At 75.0% G+C, this 13,155-nt stretch carries 13 protein-coding genes; 8 read left to right on the plus strand and 5 right to left on the minus strand.

The annotated features are described in order from the left end of the window. Positions 1-60 precede the first annotated feature (60 nt). Positions 61-1,257 carry an MFS transporter gene (locus tag ACR9E3_RS23575; protein WP_460383044.1) on the minus strand — a complete coding sequence of 399 codons (1,197 nt, stop codon included), beginning with the start codon at positions 1,255-1,257 and terminating at the stop codon, positions 61-63. Positions 1,258-1,347: 90 nt separating this feature from the next. On the opposite strand from ACR9E3_RS23575, the gene ACR9E3_RS23580 reads away from it, so the two are divergent. The 3 genes from ACR9E3_RS23580 (at position 1,348) to ACR9E3_RS23590 (ending at position 2,664) form a co-directional block, all read left to right on the plus strand. Continuing rightward, positions 1,348-1,878 (plus strand): 2'-5' RNA ligase family protein, encoded by a 531-nt coding sequence (locus tag ACR9E3_RS23580; RefSeq protein ID WP_460383045.1) that lies wholly within the window; start codon positions 1,348-1,350, stop codon positions 1,876-1,878. 25 nt (positions 1,879-1,903) lie between these two features. Continuing rightward, positions 1,904-2,266, plus strand: a complete 363-nt coding sequence (locus ACR9E3_RS23585) for a DUF2568 domain-containing protein (protein ID WP_460383046.1) — start codon at positions 1,904-1,906, stop codon at positions 2,264-2,266. 206 nt (positions 2,267-2,472) lie between these two features. After that, the gene (locus tag ACR9E3_RS23590; protein ID WP_460383047.1) at positions 2,473-2,664 is read left to right on the plus strand and encodes a hypothetical protein; all 192 of its coding nucleotides are present in this window, start codon (positions 2,473-2,475) and stop codon (positions 2,662-2,664) included. A gap of 1 nt (position 2,665) precedes the next feature. Here ACR9E3_RS23590 and ACR9E3_RS23595 read toward each other — a convergent pair whose 3' ends face one another. Next, positions 2,666-3,481: a serine protease gene (locus ACR9E3_RS23595; RefSeq protein ID WP_460383048.1), complete on the minus strand. Its 816-nt coding sequence runs from the start codon at positions 3,479-3,481 to the stop codon at positions 2,666-2,668. Positions 3,482-3,565: 84 nt separating this feature from the next. Further along, positions 3,566-4,339, minus strand: a complete 774-nt coding sequence (locus ACR9E3_RS23600) for a coniferyl-alcohol dehydrogenase (protein ID WP_460383049.1) — start codon at positions 4,337-4,339, stop codon at positions 3,566-3,568. Positions 4,340-4,648: 309 nt separating this feature from the next. Between ACR9E3_RS23600 and ACR9E3_RS23605 the strand changes: the two genes are divergently transcribed. Both ACR9E3_RS23605 and ACR9E3_RS23610 read left to right on the plus strand, forming a co-directional pair. Beyond that, positions 4,649-5,488 carry a PhzF family phenazine biosynthesis protein gene (locus ACR9E3_RS23605; protein ID WP_460383050.1) on the plus strand — a complete coding sequence of 280 codons (840 nt, stop codon included), beginning with the start codon at positions 4,649-4,651 and terminating at the stop codon, positions 5,486-5,488. Between the two features lie 123 nt (positions 5,489-5,611). Beyond that, positions 5,612-6,391: an E3 ubiquitin ligase family protein gene (locus tag ACR9E3_RS23610; protein WP_460383221.1), complete on the plus strand. Its 780-nt coding sequence runs from the start codon at positions 5,612-5,614 to the stop codon at positions 6,389-6,391. 15 nt (positions 6,392-6,406) lie between these two features. On the opposite strand, the gene ACR9E3_RS23615 is transcribed toward ACR9E3_RS23610, so the two are convergent. Together ACR9E3_RS23615 and mycP are read right to left on the minus strand one after the other, a co-directional pair. Then, positions 6,407-7,264 carry a nitrilase-related carbon-nitrogen hydrolase gene (locus ACR9E3_RS23615; protein ID WP_460383051.1) on the minus strand — a complete coding sequence of 286 codons (858 nt, stop codon included), beginning with the start codon at positions 7,262-7,264 and terminating at the stop codon, positions 6,407-6,409. Between the two features lie 70 nt (positions 7,265-7,334). Beyond that, positions 7,335-8,822 (minus strand): type VII secretion-associated serine protease mycosin, encoded by a 1,488-nt coding sequence (gene mycP / locus ACR9E3_RS23620; protein WP_460383052.1) that lies wholly within the window; start codon positions 8,820-8,822, stop codon positions 7,335-7,337. A gap of 197 nt (positions 8,823-9,019) precedes the next feature. Between mycP and ACR9E3_RS23625 the strand changes: the two genes are divergently transcribed. The 3 genes from ACR9E3_RS23625 to ACR9E3_RS23635 all read left to right on the plus strand — a co-directional run bounded on the left by ACR9E3_RS23625 (position 9,020) and on the right by ACR9E3_RS23635 (position 13,123). Beyond that, entirely contained in the window at positions 9,020-9,913 is an 894-nt protein-coding gene (locus ACR9E3_RS23625) for a hypothetical protein (RefSeq protein ID WP_460383053.1), read from the plus strand. Between the two features lie 67 nt (positions 9,914-9,980). After that, a complete protein-coding gene (locus ACR9E3_RS23630; RefSeq protein WP_460383054.1) occupies positions 9,981-11,645 on the plus strand; it encodes an NAD(P)/FAD-dependent oxidoreductase in 1,665 nt (554 codons plus the stop codon). Beyond that, positions 11,642-13,123: an ATP-binding protein gene (locus ACR9E3_RS23635; protein ID WP_460383055.1), complete on the plus strand. Its 1,482-nt coding sequence runs from the start codon at positions 11,642-11,644 to the stop codon at positions 13,121-13,123. The genes ACR9E3_RS23630 and ACR9E3_RS23635 overlap by 4 nt, the downstream gene beginning before the upstream one ends. Positions 13,124-13,155: the final 32 nt, after the last annotated feature.

Raw genomic sequence — 13,155 nt, forward strand, 5'->3', positions numbered from 1 at the left:
GGCTCTGACGGTCCGCCCGCCGTGATCACCCAGCGGCGACGGTCGTGATCTCCGTGGTCGTCACGGGGACCCGCCGCGCACCGCCGCGGCGAGGCCGAGCAACGCGAGCGCCAGCGCACAGGGCAGCGCCAGGGCGCTCTGGGCGCCGGAGATCTGGGCGACCGTGCCGGCGAGGTAGCTGCCGAGTGCGGTGCCGGCGAGGGCCGCCGAGAAGAGCCACGTGAACGCCTCGGTGAGGGTGCCCGCGGGCGCCAGCTCGCCGACGAGCGTGAACTGGGTGGTGCTGACCGGCCCGATGGCGACGCCGGCGGCGACGAGCAGGACGCCGAGGACGGGCGTCGTCGTGGCCAGGACCAACGGTGCGGTGCCCGCGGCGAGGACGACCAGCCACCGCCGGTACTGGGCGGCGGTCGACACGGCCGGACTGCGGGTGCCGTAGAACAGGCCTCCGGCGATGGCGCCGACACCGATCAGCGCCAGCAGCGGCCCGCTCGCGCCGGTGGCGCCCCGCGCGACGGCGGCGGACGCGACGGCGACCTCGAGCGCCGCGAAGGACGCGGCCGCGACGGTGGAGGTCAGCAGCACCACGAGCAGGCGAGATTCGGTGAGGGGACCCAGGAGGTGCACCGGCTCGCGGCGGCGCGGCACCGAGCGCACGGCGGGCGAGCCCGCGACCGCCACGGCGCCGACCACCGTGAGGACGGCGACCGCGATCACCGCGACGGCGGGGCCGGCCGAGGTCGCGAGCACCGCGACGACCGGCGGGGCGACGACGTAGAAGACGAGCTGGAGCAGCAGGGAGTCCAGCGCGAAGGCGGCGCGGGCGAGGTCGGGAGCGGTCACCAACCGCTGCCAGACGGCGCGCGAGACGGGACCCACGGGCGGCACCAGCAGGCCGGCGAGCACGACGGCGAGCAGGACCGGCGCCGTGTGCGGGCGCGCGGGTGCGGTCGCGACGACGACGCCGAGCAGGGCGACCGGCTGGGCGACGCCGGTGACGAGCAGGACCGGGGCCGGCGCGAGGCGATCGGCGAGCCGCCCGCGGGCGGGGCTCCCGACAGCGCTGGCCAGCGCGAAGCACCCGACCGCGGCCCCGGCCTGCTGATAGGAGCCGGTCCGGGCCTGGACGAGCAGCAGGAGCGCCAGGCCGGTCATGCCGAGGGGCAGCCGCGCCACCGCCGACGCCGCGCCCAGGGGCAGGACCCCCGGCACCCGGGCCAGACGCACGTAGCGGGCGAGCCCTCCGGTCGTGTCCATCGGGGTCGAGGATGGCGGTCGTCGTCTTGACAGGCCGGGGAGGCTCGGCGCCGTGCCCATCGACGGCGGGATCGTGCCCTGATCACGTCGATGCCCGAGGACGCCACCCACACCGCGGTGCTCGTGCTGGTCCCGGAAGCGGAACCCGTCGTCGGCGCGCTGCGCGACGCGCTGGACCCCTCGGCGCGCCAGGGCGTCCCCGCCCACGTCACGGTGCTGTTCCCCTTCGTGCCGGCGCACCTCGTCGACGAGGCCACGGTCGCGGCACTGCGCGAGGCGGTCCGCGGCGTCGGGACGTTCTCGTGCCGCTTCGACGCGGTGCGGTGGTTCGACGACGACTTCGTGTGGCTGGCCCCGGACCCGGCCGGGCCGTTCGACGAGCTCACCCGGCGTGTGGCCCGGGCCTTCCCGGAGCACCCGCCCTACGCGGGCGAGCACGAGCCGGTGCCGCACCTGACCGTGGGCTACCGTCGCCACTCCTCGCTCGCCGCCCTGCGGGACGCGGCCGACCGCTTGTCGCACCGCCTACCGATCGGCGCAGAGGTCGACCGCGTGTCGTTGCTCGCCGGTTCGTTCGACGCGGGAGGGTGGCAGGTCGTCGCGGAGGCCACGCTGACCTGACCGGCCCGCGTTAGCGTCGGGGGCCGTGACCAGTCGCACGGACATCGGACACGTCGGCACGCTCGAGGCCGGTGTCTTCCTCGCCGAGATGGCGATGCTCGCTGCGCTGCTCTACGTCGGGATCGCCCTCCCCGAGGCCATCGGCCTGAAGGTCTTCGCCGCGGTGGCGCTGCCGACCGCGGTCGCCGTCGGCTGGGGACGCTGGCTCGCGCCCCACGCGCCGTGGCCGCTGCCGCCCCGCGCGGCGCTCGGGGTCAAGGTCGGGCTCTTCGCCGTGGTCGCCCTGCTGCTCGCGCTCGCCGCGCCGTTCTGGGTCGGGCTCGTGTTCCTCGTCGTCACCGAGGCCCTGGTCGTCGCGGCCGAGCAGCACCGCTGGTCGGGCCGCTGAGCCCTGGTCGACCGGCCTCCACGGTCTTCTCGGCGACCACAGGGCCGGCTCCCCGTCGATGCGCCATCGACCGTCCGGCTCGCGGGCCGGGCCGACCGTCGAGCGACGCCCAGGTCGTCCCGGTCCCCGCGTAACGCCGTCACCCGATCGAGCGACGTCCCCGCGACACCGGCGAACGGTCTGGGGGCGGCAGCGTGGAGTGGATCGTGGCGATCGTGGCGTTCCTGCTGGTCTCGGGGCTGGTGATCGGGGTGCCGCTCTATCTGGCGATGACGCGGTGGTCGTCGCGGTCGGACCGGCGTGCCGCCGAGACGCGGCGCCGCGCGGCCGCGGCCTACCGCACCGAGGGCGTTCCCGCCGAACCCGCGCGGCGGCGGCGCAAGGTGATGAGCGGGTAGGTCAGCCCGTCACGAGCCGCAGGCCGCCCATGCCGTGGCCGCGGGCGTAGTCGAGCATCTTCGCGATGTCGCTGACGCCGTTGCTGGCCGGCACGGGCGCGAACTGGATCGTCGAGAGCACGCCGAGCGCGGAGCCGTCGGGGGAGAGGAACGCGCTGCCGGAGTCGCCCGGGATGCCCGGGGTCACGGTGACGACGTCGTGGCTCCAGCCGTGGCCGCGGTCGCCGGCGCTCGTGCCGATCTTCGGGCTCAGCAGGGTGACGCCCCCGCGCAGCTCGGAGTTGCCGTAGCTGCGGACGACGTCGCCGGGCCGGGTGCCGTCGGTGTCGATCCCGCGGGGCCCGCCGAAGATCGGCACGACACCGGACGCGGTGGCGGCGTCGGCGGGGTCGAGGCGCACGAGGGCGAGGTCGTTGTAGGCGCACGCGTCGGGGTCGGTCTCGCCGGAGTCCTGCATCGCGAGCCAGGAGTTGTAGACGAGGGTCCCGGGACGCGAGGCGCCGCCGACCTCGACCTCCGTGCCGAGGGGCAGCGAGGCCGAGGTGCAGCCGTCGGTCTCGGTCGACGCCCCGGTGCCGGAGCAGTGGGCCGCCTGCCCGAGGTAGGTGGCGTCGCCGTCGGTGAAGAGGAAGTTCGCGGTGCACTGCGCGCCGTCGGTGCGGGTCTGGACGCCGGGGTGCACGCCCGGCGCCGTCGCCACCGGCCCGTCCCCGGGCGCGGCGACGGCCGTGGCGCCCCCCAGCCAGGCGGCCGCGGCGACCGCCGCACCGGCGGCGAGCGCCGTCATCGTCCGGCGGGCCGAGCGTCGTGCAGGCATGCGTGATCTCCCCGGGCGGGCGGTACGTCCGCCCGGTCCAACGCGCAGGTCACGATCGGGTGACGGTCGCTCGGCGGGGTGTCGTCAGCGCGACTGCAGCGCGGCCCAGGTGGTGGCCGCCGCGACGCCACCGTCGGCCGCGAGCGTCTGCCCGTTGACCCAGCGGCTCTCGTTCGACATGAGGAACGCGACCACCGACGCGATCTCGGACGCCTCGGCGTCCCGTCCGGCCGCGGTGCGGACCCGGGCGAGCCGGCGGGGGTCGGTGGAGCGCTCGATCTCGGGCAGCGACGGCGTGCGCACCGTGCCCGGCGCGACGGCGTTCATCCGGACGCCGTCGCTCCAGGTCAGCGTCGACGAGGCCGTGGTGTACGCGAGCACCGCCTCCTTCGACACGTCGTAGATCGAGCGGTCGGGACGCTGCTCGCGGCACCACCGCAGCCCCTCGGCGAACGTGCGCGTCGCCAGCAGGGGCCGCAGCTCGGCGAGGTGGGCCACCCAGTGCCGGCCCTCCGCCGACGACACGTTGACCACCGACCCGCCGCGGCGGATCCGCCCGAGCAGCCGCTCGGTGAGGTGGCGCATGCCGAGGAAGTTCACCGAGAGCACGGTCTCCGCGGGCGCGGTGCCGGGGACACCGGCCACATTGGCCAGCGCGTCGACCTGGCCGTCGAGGCGGTCGACCGCGGCGTCGATGGAGGCCGGGTCGGCGAGGTCGCACAGGAGGTGCGAGATCTCGCGGTCCGGCGGCTCGCGCCGGTCGAGCCCGATGACGGAGACGCCGTGACGGGCGAGGAACTGCGCGAGTGCGCGCCCGACCCCCGAGGAGGCGCCCGTGACCAGGAAGACCGTGCTCATGACGGGGTCAGAGTAGCGGTGCCGGACGAACGGCCGTCGGCGACCGCAACCGGTGACCCGCCGGTCGCCGTGGGTCGCACGGTTGGGCCGTCAGGGTGGAGGTCCTTGGTATACGGCATGCATGGATGTGACCGTCGGTGTCCGAGGCCGATCACCGAACGGAGTGCCCTCGTGATCTCTCGGCGTCCCCGCCGGAACCCGTTCCCGGGGCGTGGTGGCGTGGCCCACGCCCCGGGGCGGCCCACCCGGGCGCCCGGATCGCCGCGGCCGGCGGCATCCGGCTGCCCCGACGGGCCGGGAGACGGCACGATGGGGGCCGTGCAGCTCCTCCTCGTCGACGCGTTCACGTCCTCGCCCTTCACCGGCAACCCGGCCGGGGTGTGTCTCACCGACGCCGACGACGCGGCCTGGATGCAGGCCGTCGCGGCCGAGGTGAACGTCTCCGAGACGGCCTTCGTCGACCTCTCGACGCTCGAGGCGACCGGGGAGGTGGGCCTGCGCTGGTTCACCCCGACCGTCGAGGTCGAGATCTGCGGGCACGCCACCCTGGCCAGCGCCCACGTGCTGTTCGAGCAGGGCCTCGCCACCTCGCCGATCGCCTTCCGGACGGCCGCCGGCGTGCTGCGGGCCGAGAGCCTGGCCGGCGGGGGCATCCAGCTGGACTTCCCGGTCGACGAGCCGGTCTCCGCCCTGCCCGACGGCCACCTCGCCGACGAGTTCGCCGACGCCCTCGGCGCCGCGGTCGTCGAGCTGGCCCGCTGTCGCTACGACGTCCTCGTCGAGATCCCCTCCGCCGCGGAGGTGCGCGACCTCGAGCCCGACCTGTCGGTCCTCAAGGCCGCCAGCGGGCGGGGCGTCATCGTCACCGCCCGGGCCGGCGACGACCCCGCCCCCGGTGCGCCGGACTTCGTGTCGCGCTTCTTCGCCCCCGCGGTCGGGATCGACGAGGACCCGGTCACGGGCTCGGCGCACTGCTGCCTCGCGCCGTACTGGGCCACGCGCCTGGGCCGCGAGCGCCTGGTCGGCGCGCAGCTCTCGCCGCGGGGCGGCGAGGTCGGCGTCGAGCTCCGGGGCGACCGCGTCCACCTGCGGGGCGACGCCGTGACGGTCAGCCGCGGCGAGCTGCTGGCCGAGGCGACGAAAATCTAGACGACGCGCTCACTGAGGGTGAGCACGTACCCCCCGTTCGGCCCAACGACTGGCGTCGGACCTCGGTCATGATTACCGTGCGTGAGAGACGCCGGCTCGAGCAGGGGAGCAGCAGTGACGTGGATGTGGATCGTCGGCCTCGTGCTGGTGGCCCTCGGGGTGGCCGGCTTCCTGGGCGCGCAGCGGGTCCGCGCGCGGCGTCACGCCATGATCGCGGCCGAGACGCTCCCCATCGCGGAGCTCGAGGAGCACCGGCGCACGCTCGCCGACCTCGGCACCGTCGGCGGCTTCCGCAAGATCTGTGAGGTGGTCGGAGCCGCGCACCCGCACCCCGACGGCCCGCTGCGCGCACCCCAGAGCGGCACCGAGTGCGTCTGGTACCGCCAGACCGTGGTGCACCGCTACAGCGAGTCCTACCGCGACTCCGACGGCGACTGGCAGCGCCGGGAGCGCAGCGAGACCGTCCTCGACGAGACCTCGCGCCAGGGCTACGCGCTCGTCGACAGCTCCGGCATCATCGGCGTCGACCCGAACGGCACCGCGCCCGACCGTCCCGAGAAGCTCCACGAGCGCTTCGTCCCGGGGGCACCCGGGCCGGGCGGCTTCGCCAACGCCCTCCAGGGCTTCATGGGTCAGGGCAGCAGCGACTCGCTGGGCATGACCTACACCGAGTGGGTCATCCGGCCGGGTCAGCCGCTCTACGTCCTCGGCGAGGTGCACGACCGCATCGGCCCGCTCGTGATCGGCAAGCCGGAGTCGTCCTCGGACCACTTCATCGTGTCGACGCGCAGCGAGGAGGAGCTGCGCCACGACGCGGTGGGCCACCAGCGCTGGTTCGCCTGGGGCGGCGCGGCCCTCGCCGTCGTCGGACTCGTCCTGACCGTGGTCGGGCTGGTGAGCTAGAGCAGGGCCGGTGTTCTAGAGGTCGCCGCCCTCGTCGAGGAGGCGGTCGATCTCGCGGCGCAGCAGGCCCAGCCGGGCCTCGCGGACCAGCGGGATGTCGCGGCGCCGCCGGCGGACGTCGGCGAGGTCGATGTCGATCGTGCAGCTCTCCTCGGCCTCGGGGCCCTCGCCGCACTCGCCGACGACCTCGCCCCACGGGTCGACGATGTGGCTGCCGCCCCAGAAGGTCAGCCCGCCCTCGACGCCGACGCGGTTCACGAACACCACGAACAGCTGGTAGATGCGGCCGTAGAACGTGGTGATGTTGCGCCAGTACTCCTTGGAGTCGTAGCGCTCGGGCGACATCGACTGGGCCGAGTTCGCGGGCACCAGCAGCAGGTGCGCGCCGTCCTGGGTGGACAGGAAGGCGACCTGGGGCTGCCAGGCGTCGTTGCAGATCAGCGTGGCCGCGCGGTGCCGGCCGCCCCGGACGCCGTAGGCGCGCGAGTGCTGACCGGGCAGGAAGTGCTTGCGCTCCTCGAACGTCGAGTACGTCGGCAGGTAGAGCTTGCGGTGGGTGTGGACCAGGCGCCCGCCCTCGTAGTAGCCCGCGCTGTTGTAGGTGTGCAGGCCGTGGCCGCCCGCCTCGGGGAAGCCGAGCAGGACCCCGGCGTCGCCCGCCCGCTCCGAGATCTTCAGCAGGCGCGGGTCGTCGGGGGACAGCGAGAGGTCCTGGGGCACCTCGCCGATCTGGTACCCGGACAGGGACAGCTCCGGGAACACGACGAGGTCGGACTCGTTCTCGACGGCCTCGCCGACGACCCGCTCGGCGCGCTTGAGGTTGCCGTCGAGGTCGCCGAGGGCGGCGTCGGTCTGGGCGAGGGTGATGCGCACGCGGGCTCCTCGGGGTCGGGCGCCGCGGGCGGCGGGAGGGACGGGACGACACCGGGCCACCCCGGCCGCCTCAGCGCGACCGGCGTGCCCGTCGCGCGACGAGGACGATCAGGCCGGCTCCGCCCACCAGCGCCATCGCTGCTGCCGACCCGACCAGCGCCACGGTGCGCGATCCGGAGTGTGCATCCCGGCCGTCGCTCAGGTCGACCCGACCCGCCCCGGCGGTCGACACGGGAGCCGCGCCGGAGCCCGTGAACTCGTCCGGACGCACGTCGGCGACGGCCGAGACGGGGTCGACGGTGCCCGCCCCGACCGCGTCGTCGTGGGCCCCGACGACGGTGGACGCGCCGCTCGGACGGTCCGCCGACGCGGTCACGCGCGCCATCACCTGGCGGGCGTCGAGGCCGGGGTAGCGCGCGCGGACCAGCGCGACGACGCCGCTGACGTAGGGCGCCGCGAAGCTGGTGCCCTCGATCGGGATCGTGCGCCCCACGCCGACGGGGGAGATCCGGTCGATGACCCCGGGGCCGGTGGGGTCGAGCGAGACGATCTCCGAGCCGGGCGCCGACAGCGACACCCACGGCCCGCGCAGGCTCTGCGGGGCGGGGAACCCGTCGCGACGGGTGTAGCCCACCGACAGCACGTCGTCGCCGAACCAGGCCGGCGCGACGACCTGCCCGGCGCTCTGCCCGTCGGCGCCCTGCGCGCAGGCACCCGACCCGGCGTTGCCGGCCGCGGCCACGACCACGACGTCCGCGTCGACGGCCGCCCGCACGGCCGCGCGCAGCGGGGCGAGCGCGCGCCCGGCGTCGGCCGACCCGACGCAGGCGGCCTCCGAGATGTTGATGACCGTGGCGCCGAGCCGCGTCGCGCGCAGCACCGCCTCGGCGAGGCTGTCGACGTTGCCGCCGCCGGTGATCGTCGACCCGTCGGGCGCGGTGGTGGTGACGGTCGCGCTCGACTGCCGGATGGCGAGGACCCGCGCGTCGGGGGCGACGCCGACGAACCCTGTGGCCGGGTCGGGAGCGGCGGCGATGATGCCGGCGACGAGGGTCCCGTGGCCGTCGCAGTCCCGGAGCCCGCCCTCGGAGGCCACGAAGTCGCCGCCGTCGACCAGGCGGCCGGCGAGCCGCGGGTGGCGGGACACGCCGGTGTCGATCACGGCGACCGTCTGGCCCGCGCCGCGGGTGAAGCGCCACGCGTCGGTGAACCGCAGGCGCTGCTGCGCCCACGGAGCACCCGCGATCACCGCGCCGCCGGGACCGGCCGACGTCACGCAGGGGACGCGGGACCGGACACCGGGGAGGGGGCGCGGCTCGGGATCGAGGGGCGCGAGCGCCGCGGGGTCCGGCACGGGCGGCGCGGGCGCGTCGGAGGGGACGGCGGGGACGGCGGGGACGGCGGGGACGGTGGGGACGGTGGGGACGGCGGGGACGGCGGGGACGGTGGGTGCGGCGGCGGAGGTCCCGGGGCCGAGGGCGAGCAGGAGGACGGCGGCGAGGGTGGCGAGGGCCGCGAGCACGGTGCGCCCGGCCCGTCGCCCGCGGATCGCCCCCACGCGCGGATGGTAGAGCGCGGTCCCCGGTCGGCGGGGCGGTTCGGAGGACGTGGCTCCGGGTGACCGTCGTCCGGGCGAGCGTGTGGGGTCACGGACGCGACGTGGCAGCGGTGGGCCACCGCTGACACGAGGTCGGTCACCTCGATGGGCTAGTCGTCCGGGTTGTCGTCTCTCTCCGTGATCGGCAAGCTGGCGTCGTGACCGCCACCCTCGATCCCACGCGGCCCGCCCACGGCGGCCCCGCGGCCGCGTGGTCGCCCCGCCGGCTGGGCCATCACCGCTACCTCTGGTGGGCCGGGGCCCTCGTGCTCGCGGGGGCCGCCGCGGCGATCGCCGTCGGCCTGGACCGGTCGCCCGGACCCGGCATCGCCGACGACCGCGCGGTCGACGTGCTCACCGTGGTCGTCCTCGCCGTCCCGTTCCTGCTCTGGGGCCTGGTGCACCAGGGCATCTCGGCCGTCCGCCGACGGGTCCGCGACGACGTCCGGGTCTACGGCGTGGGCCAGTCCGTGGTCGTCCGGGCCGTCGCGGACGAGGGCGTCCGCTACGTCGTCGACGTCGACCACGCCCCGGCCGCGGTGTCCGTCCGGGACCGGAAGGACCCCGGCGGGCCGTCGTCCTGGCTCGACGACGGGGCGCGCCGCCTGCGCCTGCGTGCCCGCGCCAGGCAGATGACGGCGAGCACCGCCGACGGCCCGGTGTTCGTGGCGCGCCGGTCGGGCCCGGCCGGGCGCCGGCAGTGGGAGATCGCGGTCGAGGGGATGCGGCTGCGGTGCGAGGTCCGCGGGACGATGCCCGTGCCGCGGCGCACGCTGGTCGACGACGACGGCGAGGCCTGGCTCGTCACGGTCGGCCGGGCCCGCCGGGGTCGTGTCCTCCCCCGCGCCCGGGTGCCCGAGCGGCTCTCGCCCGCGGCCGCCGCGTTCGTCGTCTGGGTGGTCGCCGAGATCGACGCGAAGGTCCGTGCCGCGCGCGAGACACCGCTGACGAGCGGCGGCGACGGGGACTCCGGCGACTCCTCCTGGTGGGACACCGGTGACTCCGGGAGCACGGCCGACGACGCAGGGTCGAGCCCGGGCTCGACCGACTAGTTCGCCGTCGGCGCAGTGACCTTCTCGATCGATCGAGAAGCGGCCGCGAGGGCCTAGGCTCGTCTGCGTGACCCGACCGGTGATCCTGACCGTGGACGACGACCCCGGGGTGTCCCGCGCCGTCGCCCGCGACCTGCGCCGCGAGTACGGCGAGAACCACCGCATCGTGCGCGCGGAGTCCGGGCCCGCCGCCCTGGACGCCCTGCGCGAGATCGCCCTGCGCGGCGAGCAGGTGGCGGTGATCCTCGCCGACCAGCGCATGCCGCGGATGACCGGCGTGGAGTTCCTCGAGCAGGCCATGGACCTGTTCCCGCGGGCGCGCCGCGTGCTGCTCACCGCCTACGCCGACACCGACGCCGCGATCACGGCGATCAACGTCGTCGACCTCGACCACTACCTGCTCAAGCCGTGGGATCCGCCCGAGGAGAAGCTCTACCCGGTCGTCGACAGCCTGCTCGCGGCCTGGCGCGAGACCCCCGACCGGCCGTCGGCGCCGATCCGCATCGTCGGGCACCGCTGGTCGGCGCGGTCCTACGAGCTGCGTGACCTCGCGGCGCGCAACCAGCTCTCCTACGACTTCTACCGCGCCGACGAGCCGGAGGGCGCGCGGCTGCTCGAGGCCGCGGGCGCCGATCCCGAGAAGCTCCCGGTGGTGATCACCGAGGACGGGAGCGCGCTCGTGGAGCCCACCGACGCCGAGGTGGTCGAGGCCGCGGGCCTCGCGACCACCGCGTCGGAGGCGGTCTACGACCTCGTCGTGGTCGGCGGCGGTCCCGGCGGCCTGGGCGCGAGCGTGTACGGCGGCTCCGAGGGCCTGCGCACCGTGCTGGTCGAGTCGCGCGCGACCGGCGGGCAGGCGGGGACGTCCAGCCGGATCGAGAACTACCTGGGCTTCCCGAACGGCGTCTCCGGCGACCAGCTCACCACCCGGGCGCGGCTGCAGGCCGAGAAGTTCGGCACCGAGGTCATCACCACCCGCACCGTCACGGCGCTCGAGCCGAAGGGGCGGGCGCGGGTCGTGCGCTTCGACGACGGGTCGGAGATCACCGCCCACGCCGTCGTCCTGGCCACCGGGGTCTCCTACCGGATGCTCGACTCGCCGGGGCTCGAGCAGCACACGGGCCAGGGCGTCTTCTACGGCGCCGCGGCGACCGAGGCCGCCTCGTGCGCGTCCCAGGACGTCTACGTCGTCGGCGGGGCGAACTCCGCGGGGCAGGCGGCGATGAACTTCTCCCGGCACGCGCGCCGGGTCGTCATGCTCGTGCGCGGCCCGTCGCTGCAGGCGTCGATGTCGCACTACCTGATCGAGCAGATCGAGGCGAACCCGCGCATCGAGGTCCGCACCTGCACCGAGGTCGTCGGCGCCGACGGCACGGACCACCTCGAGAAGCTGACGTTGCGTGACAGGACCAGCGGCGCGGAGGAGACGGTCGAGGCCTCGTGGCTCTTCGTCTTCATCGGCGCCGCCCCGCGCACCGACTGGCTCGAGGGCGTCGTGGCCCGCGACGGCCGCGGCTTCGTCCTCACGGGCCCCGATCTGCCCGCCGGTCAGGAATCCCGCCGCCCGGCGGGATGGGAACCGGACCGGGATCCGTTCCACCTGGAGACCTCCGTGCCCGGGGTGTTCGCCGTCGGCGACGTCCGGGCCGATTCGGTCAAGCGCGTCGCGTCCGCGGTCGGTGAGGGCGCGATGGCGGTGAGTCTGGTGCACCGATGGCTGGAGAACCGATGACCACGACAGAGCAGGCCCCCGAGAAGCTGACGATCGACGAGCTCCGTGGGCTCTTCCTGTTCGAGAAGCTCGACGACTCCCAGCTCGCGTGGCTCGCCGAGCACGGCGACCGGGTCGCGTTCTCCGCCGGCGAGACGGTGTGCCGCGAGGGCGACCCGGCGAGCTGCTTCTGGGTCCTGCTCACCGGCGAGGTCGCGATGGCGCAGACGATGCGCGGCGACGAGGTGGAGACCACCCGCACGTCCCAGCGCGGGGCCTACGGCGGCTCGATGCAGGCCTACATCCCGGGCGTCGACCAGACCTACATGCACACGCTGCGCGCCACGAAGGACGCGACGTTCCTCGCGCTGCCCGCCGCCGAGTGGGCCGACGCCCTGCGCACCTGGTTCCCGCTGCCGATCCACCTGCTCGAGGGGCTCGTCGTCGGCATGCGCCGCACGTCGACCATCCAGAGCGAGCGCGAGCGCCTGCTCGCCCTCGGGTCGCTGTCCGCGGGCCTGACCCACGAGCTGAACAACCCGGCGGCGGCCGCCCAGCGCGCCACCGAGTCGCTGCGCAGCCGCGTCGCCGGGATGCGGCACAAGCTCGGCCTGCTCGCCTGCGGCAAGCTCGACGGCCCGACCGTCGCGCAGCTCGTCGAGCTGCAGGAGGACGCGGTCAACCGGGCGGAGACCGCACCGGACCTCTCGGCCCTCGAGGCGTCCGACGCCGAGGACGAGCTCGGCGACTGGCTCGACGACCGCGGCGTCGGCGGCGCCTGGGACCTCGCGCCGGTGCTGGTGGCCGGCGGCCTCGACGCCGAGTGGCTGGACAAGGTCGAGCGCGCGGTGCCCGAGGGCTCGATCGAGGCGGCGGTGCGCTGGATCGCGTACGCCGTCGAGACCGAGACGCTCATGGGCGAGATCACCGACGCGACGAACCGGATCTCGAACCTCGTCGGCGCCGCGCGCCAGTACTCCCAGCTCGACCGCGCCCCGTTCCAGGAGATCGACCTGCGGGATCTGCTGAAGTCGACGCTGGTGATGATGAACCGCAAGCTCGAGGGCATCCAGCTGGTCAAGGAGCTCGACCCGGACCTGCCGAAGATCCCGGCGTACGCCGCCGAGCTCAACCAGGTGTGGACCAACATCATCGACAACGCCGTCGGGGCCATGCACGGCCACGGCGACGGCACCGGGACGCTGACGATCCGCACCCGCCGCGACGGCCCGCACGCGATCGTCGAGATCGGCGACACGGGGCCCGGCATCCCCGACGACGTGCGCCCACGCATCTTCGAGCCGTTCTTCACGACGAAGGACGTCGGCGAGGGCACGGGCCTGGGCCTGGACATCTCCTGGCGCATCGTCGTCAAGAAGCACCACGGCGACATCCGGGTGCACACCGGCCCGGGCGGCACCACGTTCGAGATCTGTCTCCCGCTCGAGGGCCCCGCGCGCGAGGACGAGGCCGTCGACGAGGCGGACGACGCCGTGTGACGTATGGATTAGTTACATAAGCTAAATACCGG

It is taken from the genome of Actinomycetospora sp. C-140, from assembly GCF_054796175.1.